Annotated in this window: 14 protein-coding genes; all 14 read left to right on the forward strand. The window is 45.7% G+C overall.

Annotated features, from left to right (window positions below):
* Nucleotides 1-4 precede the first annotated feature (4 nt).
* The 14 genes from atpA (at nucleotide 5) to V7201_RS13835 (ending at nucleotide 14,517) form a co-directional block, all read left to right on the forward strand.
* Complete coding sequence (atpA, locus tag V7201_RS13770; protein ID WP_335377315.1) at nucleotides 5-1,513, forward strand: F0F1 ATP synthase subunit alpha; 1,509 nt, start codon at nucleotides 5-7, stop codon at nucleotides 1,511-1,513.
* Between the two features lie 121 nt (nucleotides 1,514-1,634).
* Nucleotides 1,635-2,492 carry a F0F1 ATP synthase subunit gamma gene (locus tag V7201_RS13775; RefSeq protein ID WP_335377316.1) on the forward strand — a complete coding sequence of 286 codons (858 nt, stop codon included), beginning with the start codon at nucleotides 1,635-1,637 and terminating at the stop codon, nucleotides 2,490-2,492.
* 120 nt (nucleotides 2,493-2,612) lie between these two features.
* Nucleotides 2,613-4,025: a F0F1 ATP synthase subunit beta gene (atpD, locus tag V7201_RS13780; protein ID WP_335377317.1), complete on the forward strand. Its 1,413-nt coding sequence runs from the start codon at nucleotides 2,613-2,615 to the stop codon at nucleotides 4,023-4,025.
* 22 nt (nucleotides 4,026-4,047) lie between these two features.
* Nucleotides 4,048-4,455: a F0F1 ATP synthase subunit epsilon gene (locus V7201_RS13785; protein WP_335377318.1), complete on the forward strand. Its 408-nt coding sequence runs from the start codon at nucleotides 4,048-4,050 to the stop codon at nucleotides 4,453-4,455.
* 824 nt (nucleotides 4,456-5,279) lie between these two features.
* A complete protein-coding gene (locus V7201_RS13790) occupies nucleotides 5,280-5,657 on the forward strand; it encodes an NADH-quinone oxidoreductase subunit A (protein WP_207501341.1) in 378 nt (125 codons plus the stop codon).
* The gene (locus tag V7201_RS13795) at nucleotides 5,648-6,160 is read left to right on the forward strand and encodes a NuoB/complex I 20 kDa subunit family protein (protein WP_207501340.1); all 513 of its coding nucleotides are present in this window, start codon (nucleotides 5,648-5,650) and stop codon (nucleotides 6,158-6,160) included. The genes V7201_RS13790 and V7201_RS13795 overlap by 10 nt, the downstream gene beginning before the upstream one ends.
* A 3-nt stretch (nucleotides 6,161-6,163) precedes the next feature.
* On the forward strand, nucleotides 6,164-7,564 hold the full coding sequence (locus tag V7201_RS13800; protein WP_335377319.1) for an NADH-quinone oxidoreductase subunit C: 1,401 nt from the start codon (nucleotides 6,164-6,166) through the stop codon (nucleotides 7,562-7,564).
* Nucleotides 7,565-7,567: 3 nt separating this feature from the next.
* Nucleotides 7,568-8,668 (forward strand): NADH-quinone oxidoreductase subunit D, encoded by a 1,101-nt coding sequence (locus V7201_RS13805; RefSeq protein WP_335377320.1) that lies wholly within the window; start codon nucleotides 7,568-7,570, stop codon nucleotides 8,666-8,668.
* Entirely contained in the window at nucleotides 8,668-9,675 is a 1,008-nt protein-coding gene (gene nuoH, locus V7201_RS13810) for an NADH-quinone oxidoreductase subunit NuoH (protein ID WP_335377321.1), read from the forward strand. The genes V7201_RS13805 and nuoH overlap by 1 nt, the downstream gene beginning before the upstream one ends.
* Before the next feature lie 65 nt (nucleotides 9,676-9,740).
* Complete coding sequence (gene nuoI / locus V7201_RS13815; RefSeq protein WP_335377322.1) at nucleotides 9,741-10,160, forward strand: NADH-quinone oxidoreductase subunit NuoI; 420 nt, start codon at nucleotides 9,741-9,743, stop codon at nucleotides 10,158-10,160.
* Nucleotides 10,157-10,678 (forward strand): NADH-quinone oxidoreductase subunit J, encoded by a 522-nt coding sequence (locus V7201_RS13820; protein ID WP_335377323.1) that lies wholly within the window; start codon nucleotides 10,157-10,159, stop codon nucleotides 10,676-10,678. Before nuoI ends, V7201_RS13820 begins: the two co-directional genes overlap by 4 nt.
* A complete protein-coding gene (nuoK, locus tag V7201_RS13825) occupies nucleotides 10,675-10,989 on the forward strand; it encodes an NADH-quinone oxidoreductase subunit NuoK (protein ID WP_335377324.1) in 315 nt (104 codons plus the stop codon). The genes V7201_RS13820 and nuoK overlap by 4 nt, the downstream gene beginning before the upstream one ends.
* A gap of 145 nt (nucleotides 10,990-11,134) precedes the next feature.
* The gene (gene nuoL / locus V7201_RS13830; protein ID WP_335377325.1) at nucleotides 11,135-12,997 is read left to right on the forward strand and encodes an NADH-quinone oxidoreductase subunit L; all 1,863 of its coding nucleotides are present in this window, start codon (nucleotides 11,135-11,137) and stop codon (nucleotides 12,995-12,997) included.
* The gene (locus tag V7201_RS13835) at nucleotides 12,997-14,517 is read left to right on the forward strand and encodes an NADH-quinone oxidoreductase subunit M (protein ID WP_335377326.1); all 1,521 of its coding nucleotides are present in this window, start codon (nucleotides 12,997-12,999) and stop codon (nucleotides 14,515-14,517) included. Before nuoL ends, V7201_RS13835 begins: the two co-directional genes overlap by 1 nt.
* The last annotated feature ends 3 nt before the right edge of the window (nucleotides 14,518-14,520 follow it).

Raw genomic sequence — 14,520 nt, forward strand, 5'->3', positions numbered from 1 at the left:
ACTCATGAGCATCAATGCTGAAGAAATCAGTGCGCTGATAAAATCGCAAATCGAGAATTATCAGTCGGAAATTCAAGTGAGTGATGTGGGTACAGTTATCTCTGTAGGTGACGGTATCGCCCGTGCTCATGGCCTCGACAATGTCATGGCTGGAGAACTTGTTGAATTTTCAAACGGCGTTATGGGTATGGCACAAAACCTTGAAGAAAATAACGTCGGTATTATCATCCTCGGACCTTTCGCTGACATCCGCGAAGGAGATGAGGTGCGCCGTACGGGCCGCATCATGGAGGTTCCTGTAGGGGAACAGCTAATCGGCCGCGTGGTAAACCCACTTGGACAACCTGTAGATGGTATGGGTCCAATCAACACAACTAAAACTCGTCCAATCGAGTACGCTGCACCAGGCGTAATGGATCGTAAATCGGTTCATGAGCCATTGCAAACTGGTATCAAGGCGATCGACGCTCTTGTACCAATCGGCCGCGGACAGCGTGAATTGATCATCGGTGACCGCCAGACTGGTAAAACATCTGTTGCCATCGATACAATCCTTAACCAAAAAGGTCAGAACATGATCTGTATCTACGTTGCAATCGGTCAGAAGGAATCAACTGTACGTAATGCGGTTGAAACTCTCCGTAAGCACGGCGCGTTAGAATATTCTATCGTTGTTACAGCATCTGCTTCACAGCCAGCTCCACTCTTATACCTTGCTCCTTACGCTGGTGTAACGATGGCGGAAGACTTCATGTACGATGGCAAGCACGTGCTTGTAGTATATGATGACCTTTCTAAACAAGCGGCTGCATACCGTGAACTTTCCTTGCTGCTTCGCCGTCCTCCAGGTCGTGAAGCTTACCCAGGGGATGTATTCTACTTGCACTCACGTTTATTAGAGCGTGCTGCGAAATTGAGCGACGCTAAAGGCTCAGGTTCAATCACAGCACTTCCGTTCATTGAAACACAAGCGGGCGACGTATCTGCTTACATTCCAACGAACGTTATCTCAATCACAGACGGACAGATCTTCTTGCAGTCTGACCTATTCTTCTCTGGCGTACGTCCAGCGATCAATGCAGGTCTTTCTGTATCCCGTGTAGGGGGATCCGCTCAAATCAAAGCGATGAAGAAGGTATCTGGTACACTGCGTCTTGACCTTGCATCATACCGTGAATTGGAAGCATTCGCACAGTTCGGTTCTGACCTTGATAAGGCAACTCAAGCAAAACTTAACCGCGGTGCTCGTACGGTAGAAGTGCTTAAGCAAGATTTGAACAAGCCGCTATCTGTTGAAAAGCAAGTAGCGATCCTATATGCACTTACTCGCGGCTTCCTTGATGATATTCCATTGCAGGATATCCGCCGCTTTGAATCAGAATTCCATACATGGTTAGACCACAACCGCAAAGAAGTGTTAGACCATATCCGTACAACGAAGGAACTTCCTTCAGATGACGATATGTCTGCTGCAATCAACGACTTCAAAAAGACGTTTGCAGTTTCTGAGTAAAAATTCACGCCGGGCCAGGCAAGCCCTTCACTCAAACCTTCACGGAATGATCTGAAGGTCTTGCCTTCCAGCTTGACATTTAACTTGAACAATCTTTGAAAAAGGGTGGTGAGAACCTAAAATGGCATCTTTACGTGATATAAAATCCCGTATAACTTCAACTAAAAAGACGAGCCAGATTACGAAGGCAATGGAAATGGTATCTGCAGCTAAATGGAACCGTGGAGTTATGAACGCGAAAGCATTCGTACCTTACATGGAAAAAATCCAGGAAGTGACTACTTCAGTCGCGATGGGCAGCAAGAATTCCAATCATCCAATGCTGAACAGCCGTCCGGTGAAGAAGACGGGATATCTAGTGATAACTTCAGACCGCGGTCTTGCAGGGGCTTACAATAGTAACGTCATTCGTCAGGTTTATCAGACGATCCAAAGTCGACATAAATCAAATGATGAGTTTGCAATTATCGCCATCGGCAGAGTGGGCCGTGACTTTTTCCAAAAGCGTGGCATGAATGTTGTACTTGATATCGTCGGTATTGCGGATCAACCATCTTTCGCTGAGATCCAGGACATCGCCAGCAGTACTGTTGGTATGTTCTCTGATGGAACGTTCGATGAGCTGTACTTATACTACAGCCATTACATCAGCGCAATTTCACAGGAAGTGAATGAAAAGAAGCTGTTGCCATTAACTGATATGGCAGCATCTGCTAAGCTGACTTCCTATGAATTTGAACCAGATGCTGAAGCAATCCTGGATGTTCTCTTGCCACAGTATGCAGAAAGCTTGATATACGGAGCACTGCTTGACAGTAAAGCAAGTGAACACGCTGCTCGTATGACAGCCATGAGAAATGCAACGGATAACGCGAAAGAGCTGATTAATTCACTCAGCTTGAGCTACAACCGTGCACGTCAGGCTGCTATTACCCAGGAAATCACCGAAATCGTCGGTGGAGCCGCAGCGCTCGAGTAGAATCGTTGATTGGCGCATGCCGCCGTATGAAAATTTTTTGATGAAAATCGGGGATGTGGCATGATGTCCACATCCCATCATGATGTATATATTTGAACAAGTACGTTAGGAGGGAACAAGATGAACAAAGGACGCGTTCTCCAGGTTATGGGTCCGGTTGTTGACGTTAAGTTCGAAAGCGGCAATCTTCCTGAGATCTATAATGCTTTGAAAATTGTAAGTAACGATGCGGATGTTAACATCGAACTAACCCTTGAAGTAGCCCTTCATTTAGGTGATGATACAGTTCGTACAATCGCTATGTCATCCACTGACGGCCTAAAGCGCGGAGTGGAAGTATTAGATACAGGTGCTGCCATCTCTGTACCAGTTGGGGATGTAACACTTGGACGTGTATTTAACGTATTGGGTGAGTCTATTGACCTTGACGCTCCACTACCGGCTGATGCACGCCGCGATTCAATCCACAGGGAAGCTCCAACTTTTGAACAGCTTTCTACTGAGGTTGAAATCCTTGAAACAGGTATTAAGGTAGTAGACCTTCTTGCTCCATATATCAAGGGTGGAAAAATTGGATTATTCGGTGGTGCCGGTGTAGGTAAAACTGTATTAATCCAGGAATTGATCAACAACATCGCTCAAGAGCACAGCGGTATCTCTGTATTCGCAGGTGTTGGTGAGCGTACACGTGAAGGTAATGACCTTTACCACGAAATGACTGATTCTGGCGTTATCAAGCAAACTGCTATGGTATTCGGTCAGATGAACGAGCCGCCAGGAGCACGTATGCGTGTTGCCCTGACTGGTTTGACAATGGCTGAATATTTCCGTGATGAGCAAGGACAGGACGTTCTTTTCTTCATGGATAATATCTTCCGTTTCACACAAGCAGGTTCTGAAGTATCTGCCCTGTTAGGCCGTATGCCTTCTGCGGTAGGTTACCAGCCAACTCTTGCTACTGAAATGGGTAAATTACAAGAGCGTATCACATCTACTAACGTAGGTTCTGTTACTTCAATCCAGGCGATTTACGTACCAGCCGATGACTATACGGATCCGGCTCCTGCTACAACTTTCGCCCACTTGGATGCAACAACGAACCTTGAGCGTAAGCTTTCTGAAATGGGTATCTACCCTGCGGTGGATCCACTTGCTTCGACTTCACGTGCATTGACACCTGAAATCGTTGGCGAAGACCACTACAATGTAGCTCGCCGTGTTCAGCAAACATTACAGCGTTACAGAGAACTTCAGGACATCATTGCGATCCTTGGTATGGACGAACTTTCGGACGACGATAAGTTAATCGTACACCGCGCTCGCCGTGTTCAGTTCTATCTATCACAAAACTTCCACGTAGCTGAGCAGTTTACTGGTCAGAAGGGTTCATACGTGCCAGTTAAAGAAACTGTTAAAGGTTTCACTGAAATCCTTGACGGGAAATATGACCACCTTCCAGAAGATGCATTCCGCCTAGTTGGCCGTATCGAAGAAGTTATCGAGAATGCAAAACGTATGGGTGTAGAGGTCTAATAACGGACCAGGAGGGTAAAAAATGAAGACGATTAAAGTCAGTGTTGTTACTCCCGATGGGCCGGTGTATGAAGGAAATGTAGAAATGGTAAGCACAAAAGCTCGCACAGGTGAGCTCGGAATCTTGCCAGGCCACATTCCAATGGTTGCACCGCTACAAATTGGCGCTGTCCGTTTGAAAAATGGCAGCAATACTGAATTCGTTGCGGTCAGCGGCGGCTTCCTTGAAGTCCGTCCTGAGCAGGTAACCATCCTGGCTCAATCCGCTGAACAATCTTCTGAGATCGATCTTGAGCGTGCACTAAGAGCAAAAGAACGCGCTGAGCAGCGCCTGCATGAAAGAAAGCAGGAACACGTTGACTTCAGACGCGCAGAACTTGCCCTGCAGCGTGCGATCAACCGTATTTCAGTTGCTGAACGCAAAATATAATGATGAACACCCTCCGGATTTTTTCTGGAGGGTGTTTTTTAATGTAGAGAGTGGAGGATCTACCACCCAATAGACTTGCCTATGTGGGAACAGTTTCCATTTCGCTATAAAAACTAAAATTTAGCTATTAAAAAAGAATTATCGCTATAAAAAATCTTAAAAAGCTATAAATTATCAAATTTCGCTATAAAAATTTTATTTTCGCTATAAAAACTTTTTGTTATTAAAATGCAATATATTTTAACCCAGAAATTATGCTAAGTAAATCATGGCTAGTCACAGCTCTTATACAAATTACAACAGGTTGATCAAAAAAATGCTGGTTTGAGATTGACTCCTCATTCATTTCCTCAAATTTAACCCAGAAAATCAAAAACTACACAATTCCACCATAACCTCTGCTGTAACAGAACATAAAAAATGTTGACAAACATCACTGACAACTAAACCCAAATGCAGTAAATATAGAATGTAACCGAATGATTTTCTTTAGTATAAGCGCATCTTTTATGTCAAAAGCATATTTCGGGGAAAAAAGGAGCATGCGCCTTCCTGCACGACGGTGAGTTCCAAAACTGCGAAATAAACCTGGTTAAAAGAATACGAATAAATTTCACTGAATGCTACTAAGTATGGAAAAGAACAACTCTTGCGGCAGCCTATTTTCACGTGCTTTTTTATCTATTTTTCATATGTTAGTAGACATGGAAGAAGGTTGCCAGTTTGTTCAAAGCTTTATCGACACACATTTGCAACAATGGTATAATTGTTATCGGTTACAAGTTTAAAAAGTATGAAAATTTTACAACATTGGAGGGATGGGCATGGAACAGTTGAATCTATATCAAAATAACTATTTGATAGTCTTTGTGTTCCTATGTCTCGGGGTATTGCTTCCTGTTGTTGCTTTATTCGCGGCTAAGCTTCTGCGTCCAAAGTACAAGCAGGATGAGCGGAAATATACCACCTACGAGAGCGGGATGGAACCTTTCAGCGATGCAAGGGTTCAGTTTAACGTCCGTTATTATGTGTTTGCCCTTATGTTCGTTATTTTTGATGTAGAAACAGCGTTTTTGTATCCATGGGCTGTCGCTTATGAGAAATTGGGGATCTTTGCGTTGATTGAAATGCTGATCTTTGTTGTATTGCTTCTCATTGGACTCATCTACGCGTGGAAAAAGAAGGTGCTAAAATGGATTTAAAATTGGATGATCTTTCACCTGCAGAAATGGCAGAACTCCAAAGAAATGTATTCGTGACTACACTTGAACAGGTTAAAGGCTGGGCACGAAGCAACTCCATGTGGCCAATGACATTTGGTCTAGCTTGCTGTGCGATCGAAATGATGGCTTCCAGCTCCGCTCACTATGACCTTGACCGTTTCGGAACGTTTTACCGGAACTCGCCGCGTCAATCAGATGTCATGATCGTATCAGGAACCGTAACGAAAAAAATGGCTCCGACAGTCCGCAGACTTTATGATCAGCTGGCTGAACCGAAATGGGTAATTGCCATGGGATCATGTGCAACAGCAGGAGGTCCTTACGTAAAATCTTATTCAGTAGTTAAAGGGGTCGACCAGATCGTTCCCGTCGATGTATACATACCGGGATGCCCGCCGAACCCAGCAGCGCTAATTTACGGGATTAATAAGTTAAAAGAGAAGATCCGTTATGAGGCGAAAACCGGGAAGAAGGTGATCTAACCGATGAGCGGGGAAAAGGATTTAGAGCAGATAAAGAGAGAAGCAGCTGAAAAAGCGAAAGAGCTGGCAAAACAGCGCCTGGCAGCAAAGCAATCGGGTGAAGGAAATGATCCGAAAGAGGTTGCTGAAAAAGTCGCTGCACCAGAAGAAAAACAAGTTGAGGCACCAGCAGTAAGTGATGACGCGGACCTCGCGAAGAAAAAAGCCGCCGCTGCAGCGAAAGCGAAGGCAGCAGCACTGGCAAAGATGAAAGCGAATGCGCAAGCAGCAGGAGAATCAACTGAAGATCCCGCAGCGTCTGAGGCACCAGCTACACCGGCAGTTCCTGCAGGAGACGATGATGCAGACCTCGCGAAGAAAAAAGCCGCCGCAGCAGCAAAAGCAAAGGCAGCCGCACTAGCGAAAATGAAAGCGACTGGCCAGGCAGATTCAGTGGAATCAGCAGAAGCTCCAGCAGGAGACGATGATGACCTGGCGAAGAAGAAAGCCGCAGCGGTAGCAAAAACAAAAGCGGCAGCCGCAGCAAAACTGAAGGCAAAGGCAGAAGCTGGTGAGTCAGCAGAAGCTTCATCAAGTGATGATGATGACCTCGCGAAGAAGAAAGCCGCAGCGGTAGCGAAAGCAAAAGCAGCTGCAGCAGCAAAACTAAAAGCGAAGGCAGAAGCTGGTGAGTCAACAGAAGCTTCATCGGGAGACGATGATGACCTGGCGAAGAAAAAAGCCGCAGCAGTAGCAAAAGCCAAAGCCGCCGCAGCAGCGAAAGCGAAAGCTGCAGCAATGGGCGGAGATGCTGGTGGATCTGCCGATGACGAAAAAGCGAAAGCGATTGCCGCAGCTAAGGCAAAAGCAGCCGCTGCCGCAAAGGCAAAGTCCGCAGCCGGAGCAAAAACTGAAGCTGCAGAACCTGCAGAAGAGAAGAAGCCTTCTCCAAACCAGCACTATCTTGATAAATATGTCAAAGTGATTTCAGACAACCTTGGTGCGGATGTTTTAGAAGATTACTATATTAACCCGTTATCCAAGGATGTGCCGACGCTTGTTGCGAAGAAAGATTCGTACAAACGTGTCGCTGCATTCCTGAAATACAATGAATTGCTTGGATTCGATTATTTATCAGAGCTTCACGGCACTGATTTTGAAACACATATGGAAGTGTATGTGCATTTATACTCATACAAAAACAGGCAGACAGTTGCACTTAAGGTCAAGCTCGATCGTGATCAACCAGTCATTGAATCCGTTCAGCCGCTTTGGGCAGGTGCAGATTGGCCTGAATGTGAGACTTACGACTTGCTTGGTATTAAATTCGAAGGCCATCCTAACCTCCATCGCATCATGCTGGGTGAAGACTGGGTCGGCCACCCATTAAGAAAAGACTATGAACCGTATGATGTGGAGGTGTAGCCCGTGATACGCACAGAAGAAATGCTCTTGAACGTGGGCCCGCAGCACCCAAGTACACACGGTGTATTCCGCCTCGTTCTTAAAATCGACGGGGAGATTATTGTTGAAGCGAAGCCGGTAATCGGCTATCTGCACCGCGGTACAGAAAAACTAGCGGAAAATCTTCAATATACCCAGATCATTCCGTATACGGACCGAATGGATTATGTATCGGCAATGACAAATAACTATGTACTTGTCCATGCAGTAGAAACAATGATGGGCATCCAAGTTCCTGAACGAGCTGAGTACTTAAGGGTTCTTGCAATGGAATTGAACCGTGTTGCCAGCCATCTGCTCTGGTGGGGAACCTTCATCCTTGACTTTGGAGCTACGAGCCCATTGCTATATGCATTCCGTGACCGCGAAATGATCCTGAATCTGCTGAATGAACTTTCAGGTGCGCGCCTGACATTCAACTACATGCGTGTAGGCGGTGTAAAATGGGATGCTCCGGAAGGCTGGCTTGAAAAGATTGCTGATTTTATTCCTTATTTAAGAGGTCAGCTGAAAGGATACCATCAGCTGGTATCGGGGAATGAAATTTTCCTTAACCGAACAAAAGGCATCGGAACATATACAAAAGAAGATGCCATCAACTACTCATTGAGCGGTCCGAACCTGCGCAGTACCGGGGTAAAATGGGATTTGCGCAAGGATGAGCCGTACTCGATCTATGATCGCTTCGACTTTGACGTTGTCACTCGTGAAGAAGGAGACGCTCTTGCCCGCTACTATTGCAGGCTGGGTGAAATCGAAGAATCACTGAAAATCATCGAACAGGCTTTGGAACAATTCCCGAAAGAGGGAGAAATCATGGCCAAGGTTCCAAAGATCATCAAGGCTCCAAAAGGGGAAGCGTTTGTCCGGATCGAAGGCTCCAGGGGCGAAATCGGCTGTTACATATCAAGCGATGGCAAAAAAGAGCCTTACCGTCTCAAGTTCAGAAGGCCGAGCTTCTACAATTTGCAGATCCTTCCTAAACTTTTAGAAGGTGAAAGCATCTCGAATCTGATTGCAATTTTAGGAGCGGTTGATATCGTTCTTGGGGAGGTAGACGGCTAATGGTTGCGGATCTTCTCACTAATAGCCCGGGCTTGATCAACTTTGGTATTTTCTTTCTTTTGGCAGTTGTCCTGTTGCTTGTAATCCTCGGATTCGTAACAATGGCCATTCTGGCTGAGAGAAAGGTGCTTGGATTTATGCAGGGACGTTATGGCCCGGCGCATGTCGGCGGTAAATGGGGCCTCTTGCAGTCTGTAGCCGACGTATTAAAGCTTTTGGTAAAAGAAGACTTAATCCCGAAATTAGCGGATAAGCCGCTGTTCATCATCGCACCGGTGATTGCGTTCGCTCCATCCTTCATGGTAATGGCGACCATCCCGCTGACCGATGAACTGCAATTTGCTGATTTGAATGTTGGTTTTCTATACTATATCGCCATTTCAGGCCTGACGATTGTCGGGATGTTAATGGCAGGCTGGGCATCAAACAATAAGTACTCATTGCTTGGCGGTATGCGTGCGGCGGCACAGATGATTTCCTATGAAATTCCGCTGGTAATGAGTGTGCTTGGGATTGTCCTGCTTTCAGGAAGCCTGAACTTGAATGAAATCGTAGAGGCACAGGGAAGTAAAGGCTGGTTTATTCTATGGCAGCCAATCGCTTTCATCGTATTCTTCATTGCTGCAACTGCCGAACTGAACAGGGTGCCATTCGACCTTGCTGAAGCGGAAAACGAACTAGTTGCCGGTTTCCATACCGAGTACTCTGGCTTCCGCTGGGCGATGTTCATGCTTGCTGAATATGTGTATATGTTCGCAATGTCAGCCTTGATTGTTGTGCTTTTCCTTGGAGGCTGGCTGCCGCTTCCGTTCCTGGGCTTTATCCCAGGCGCTGTGTGGTTCTCGCTTAAGTTCAGCCTTGTAGTGTATATCCTGATCTGGTTCCGGGCGACGTTCCCGCGTATCCGTGCAGACCAGTTGATGGAGTTCGCATGGAAGGTACTATTGCCGGTTGCACTTGCAAACATTTTCCTTACAGCTTTGATCAAAGAACTTTTCAATATTTAAAATAAGAATGGGAGCATTCGCTTTAAAAGAGGCCTCTGCTTCCTGCATTAAAAGGGGTGAATAACGTGCTAGGATGGACTAAAGGATTAGCTTATACCCTTAAACAATTATCTCGTGAAAAGCTCACTTATGATTATCCAAACGAACCAATTCCGCTTCCGGACCGGTTCCGGGGCATTCAGAAGTTTTATCCCGAAAAATGCATTGTCTGCAATCAGTGTGCCAACATTTGTCCGACAGACTGCATTAATTTGACTGGTAAAAAGCATCCTGATCCAACGAAAAAAGGAAAAATCATAGATACGTATGATATCAACTTCGAGCTTTGTATCCTCTGTGACCTATGCACAGAAGTTTGCCCGACTGAAGCAATCATCATGACGAACAACTTTGAACTTGCTGAATACAGTCGGGATGACTTATTTAAGAACCTGGAATGGCTTGATGAAAATGATGAGAATATACGGAAGGTGAATAAAGCATGACGTTATCAGGCGAATTTTTTGCGTTTATGTCACTTGCTTTAGTGGCGGTAATGGGCGGCGTGCTTTTATTGAACCTTACCAAGGTCATCCACATGGTCGTTGCACTCGTCTTTACATTCGTCAGTATTGCAGGAATCTATATTTTGTTATCAGCCGAATTCATCGCAGTGATCCAGGTCATGATTTATTCCGGAGCGATCACGATCATCATGCTTTTCGGAATCATGCTTACCCGCCACCACAGTGACGATGAAGAGCAAAAAACGAGTCCATGGAGAAAGCTCCTGGTTCTTCTTGGCGTACTGGGCTTCGGTGCAGCTGTTTATTACGGAATCTATGACTTGAGTTTCGATGCAGTGCCGAATACGCTGCATGAAAATAACACAGAACAAATCGGAATGGCGCTTTACTCTAAGTACATCATTCCATTTGAGCTGACATCCGTAATCCTGCTTGTCGCGCTGGTAGGCGCTATCGTATTGGCGCGAAATGATGATAAGGAGGGGGATAAGGAATGAGTTCTGTTCCAGTTTCAGCCTTTCTTGCACTTGCACTTATCCTATTTTGCATCGGACTCTACGGTGCTTTGACGAAACGAAACACAGTTATTGTGCTGATCTCGATTGAATTGATGCTCAATGCCGTCAATATCAATCTAGTAACTTTCAGTAAATACGGGTTGAACCCTTCCATCACAGGCCAGGTTTTCGCCCTGTTTGCCATCTCGGTAGCAGCGGCAGAAGCAGCTGTGGGACTGGCGATTTTGATTGCTCTTTACCGCAACCGCAGATCGGTCAATATTGATGAAATGAATCAGCTCAAAAATTAATTAGGATTGAAGGCGGCGGAACATCCCGCTGCTTAATGTTTAGAACATTTCTTGTAGCTGGACTGCCCCGTGCAATACGGGCCTCAATCTGACGGACGTAAAAAGGATAGACAACGCCCGTTCAAAAAAGGGGATTGTGATATTAATGGAGAATGCTTGGCTCATTCCGCTGTTCCCGCTTGTATCCTTTCTATTCCTTCTGCTATTCGGTAAAAAGCTCAAAGAAGCAAGTGCCTTCGTTGGAATTTTAGCGACACTTGCCTCACTGGTATACTCCATCCTTGTGCTTATCGAGCGCTTGACGGAGTCCACCTTTAAAGCTGAAACCGTTTGGCTGACAATAGGGGATTTACAACTGACTGCGGGCTTTGAAGTAAACCAATTAAATGCATTGATGCTGGTGATCGTATCTCTTGTCAGCTTCCTTGTACATACCTATTCAAAAGGATATATGCATGGAGATGAGCGGATCCCGGTTTTCTATGCTTATCTAGGGTTATTTACATTTGCGATGTTAGGTCTTGTAATCTCGCCGAATCTTCTTCAGACTTATATTTTCTGGGAGCTGGTCGGTGTAGGTTCATTCCTGTTGATCGGATTCTATTTTTACAAAGAAAGCGCCAAAGCGGCTGCTAAAAAAGCCTTTATCATGACCCGTATCGGGGATGTAGGACTGCTGATTGGGATGATTTTATTATTCTGGCAAACTGGCAGCTTCGAATATGATGAGATATTTGCAGCAGTAGAAGAAGGCGCAATTTCCGGAACAATGATTACCTTGACTGCCATCCTGATTTTCATCGGGGCAGTTGGTAAATCAGGTCAATTCCCGCTTCACACATGGCTTCCTGACGCGATGGAAGGCCCAACGCCAGTTTCTGCGTTAATCCACGCAGCGACAATGGTTGCAGCGGGTGTGTACTTAGTCGCATCGCTGTTCCCGCTATTCAATGCTAGTGAAACAGCTATGATGACGGTAGCGGTCATTGGTGCCTTCACGGCCATCTTTGCTGCTACCATTGGTCTTGTACAGACTGATATCAAACGCGTTCTTGCGTTTTCAACAGTCAGTCAGCTAGGCTATATGATGCTTGCATTAGGATCTGCCGGCTATGTTGCCGGAGTATTCCATTTGATGACTCATGCTTTTTTCAAAGCATTGTTGTTCCTTGCAGCAGGCAGTGTCATTCATGCTGTACATACTCAGGATATTGAGAAAATGGGCGGGCTTTGGAAAAAGCTTACGTTCACTGGACCTCTGTTCCTGATCGGAACATTGGCAATCAGCGGCGTGCCATTATTTTCAGGATTTTTCAGTAAAGATGAAATTTTAATCGCTGCATGGGCTCACGGAAATTATGGTTTGTTCTGGTTAGCAGTGATTGCAGCATTTTTCACGGCATTCTATATGTTCCGTCTGTTCTTCATGGTCTTTGCCGGTGAGGCGCGCAGCGAGATGAAGAATGTCCATGAATCACCGTCAGTCATGACAATGCCAATGGTTGTTCTTGGTGTTCTAGCTGTTATCGCTGGTTATGTGAACACACCTTGGTTCGGCACTTTCCTTGGCGACTGGCTGACTGAGGGCAATGAAGCACTTGGCCATGGACACATCGAAGGTCCGGCATGGATTATGGTTGTGGCGACTGTCGTATCCTTGCTTGGTATTCTGCTTGCGTGGATGATGTACAGCAAAAAGTCATTGTCACGCGATTGGCTCAGCAGCAGGATTCCGCTTACGTACAGCGTTGTTAAGAACAAATACTTTATCGATGAAATTTACAGCCAGACGATTGTGTTTGCAACAAAAGGGATCAGTTTGTTCCTGCGTTTTATTGAGCTCTTCCTTGTTGAAGGCTTAGTGAAACTGACAACTGCTTCTGTTCAGGCCCTTGGTAAAACTGGCGCTAAACTTCAAAGCGGCCAAGTACAGACATATGGCGCAATCGCGTTTGTCGGTTTGGCAGTTCTGATGGTCATCTTTGCGTTAACAGGGGGGTATTTATAATGGATTTCAACTATTTTCTTACCTTGCTTGTATTCTCCCCTTTGCTAGGTATCCTGCTTTTGGCATTCATGCCTAAAGCGAATGAATCAGGTATTAAAATGCTTGGAGTGTTAGCGACACTTCCGTCGCTTGTTTTGGCACTGATCGCCTATTTTTCCTATCGCGGCGGAGCAGACCTTGTTAATTTTTCGGAAAAATTCCGCTGGATCCAGTTTGGCGGACCAAGTGCCGAGCAATCCGGCATGTTCAGCGTCAATTATGAACTGGGAATTGATGGTTTCGGGCTGATCATGGTCGTACTGACTGCAGTGATTGCAACGCTTGCAGCTCTTGCATCCTTCCATATCAAGAAAGAATGGAAAGGCTACTACATGCTGTTTCTGCTTCTTGAAATCGGCATGCTTGGAGTATTTACATCCCAAAACTTGATCCTGTTCTTCCTTTTCTTCGAAATCACCCTGATCCCAATGTTTTTCCTGATCGGGAAATGGGGCTATTACGAAAAAGAAAAGGCTGCTTACAGCTTCTTGATCTATAATGGCCTTGGTTCAGCGATTCTGCTGATTGTCATAATGGTGTTATTTTCAAGAACAGGCACTTCGAATATCGAAATGCTCAAAATGATTTTGAACACTGAAAATGCGCAATTAGTAGCGCCGATATCAGAGTCACTGAAGATGGGATTATTGATTGCCTTGCTTATCGCTTTCGGCGTAAAGCTGCCAATCTTCCCTCTCCACAGCTGGATGCTGCGCGTTCACGTAGAGGCGCCGCCTTCAATCGTTATGATCCACTCAGGGATTCTATTGAAGATCGGTGCGTTCGGTTTGATCCGCTTCGGGATGGGAATCTTCCCAGAGCAATTCGAACAATTAACAGTATTGCTTGCAGTACTAGGGGTCATCAATCTGTTGTACGGAGCATTCCTTGCTTTTATCCAGACAGATTTCAAAATGGTTCTTGCTTACTCTTCTATTTCCCATATGGGTATCGTGTTAATCGGAATTGGGGCAAATAATGAAGCTGGTATTCAAGGGGCGATTTTCCAGGTCGTATCTCACGGCTTGATTTCAGCATTATTGTTCTTCCTGGTTGGTGTGCTGTATGAGCGCACTCACACTACAACACTTGCAAATCTTGGCGGCCTTGCAAAAGGAATGCCGATCGCATCTGGCTTCTTACTTGCTGGAGCAATGGCGTCACTCGGCTTGCCAGGGATGTCCGGATTCGTCAGCGAATTCATGGCGTTCTTCGGCCTTTTCAAGGAAATGCCAATCATTGCAGCGGTTGGTACTCTTGGCATCATCATGACGGCCGTTTACCTGCTGCGCGCCGTGCTTGCTATCACGTATGGCAATGCAGAACGCGAATTTGCCGGTATTTCAGATGTTCGCACATTTGAATGGGCACCGATCTTGGTGCTTGTGGGCTTGATCGTCCTGATTGGAGTATATCCAAACGTTCTGAGTGAACCGCTTCAGGCAACTTTAGAAACTATCTTGATGGGAATAGGGGGGTGATGA

This window comes from Bacillus sp. JJ1122 (genome assembly GCF_036964885.1).
GTDB lineage: Bacteria > Bacillota > Bacilli > Bacillales > Cytobacillaceae > Mesobacillus.

Bases quoted from the DNA above. Each gene is read 5' to 3' on its own strand.
- nuoH (WP_335377321.1), top strand. From the start codon at position 8,668: ATGGTTGCGGATCTTCTCACTAATAGCCCGGGCTTGATCAACTTTGGT.
- V7201_RS13775 (WP_335377316.1), top strand. From the start codon at position 1,635: ATGGCATCTTTACGTGATATAAAATCCCGTATAACTTCAACTAAAAAG.
- atpD (WP_335377317.1), top strand. From the start codon at position 2,613: ATGAACAAAGGACGCGTTCTCCAGGTTATGGGTCCGGTTGTTGACGTT.
- nuoK (WP_335377324.1), top strand. From the start codon at position 10,675: ATGAGTTCTGTTCCAGTTTCAGCCTTTCTTGCACTTGCACTTATCCTA.
- V7201_RS13790 (WP_207501341.1), top strand. From the start codon at position 5,280: ATGGAACAGTTGAATCTATATCAAAATAACTATTTGATAGTCTTTGTG.
- V7201_RS13820 (WP_335377323.1), top strand. From the start codon at position 10,157: ATGACGTTATCAGGCGAATTTTTTGCGTTTATGTCACTTGCTTTAGTG.
- V7201_RS13835 (WP_335377326.1), top strand. From the start codon at position 12,997: ATGGATTTCAACTATTTTCTTACCTTGCTTGTATTCTCCCCTTTGCTA.
- atpA (WP_335377315.1), top strand. From the start codon at position 5: ATGAGCATCAATGCTGAAGAAATCAGTGCGCTGATAAAATCGCAAATC.
- V7201_RS13795 (WP_207501340.1), top strand. From the start codon at position 5,648: ATGGATTTAAAATTGGATGATCTTTCACCTGCAGAAATGGCAGAACTC.
- V7201_RS13800 (WP_335377319.1), top strand. From the start codon at position 6,164: ATGAGCGGGGAAAAGGATTTAGAGCAGATAAAGAGAGAAGCAGCTGAA.
- nuoL (WP_335377325.1), top strand. From the start codon at position 11,135: ATGGAGAATGCTTGGCTCATTCCGCTGTTCCCGCTTGTATCCTTTCTA.
- V7201_RS13785 (WP_335377318.1), top strand. From the start codon at position 4,048: ATGAAGACGATTAAAGTCAGTGTTGTTACTCCCGATGGGCCGGTGTAT.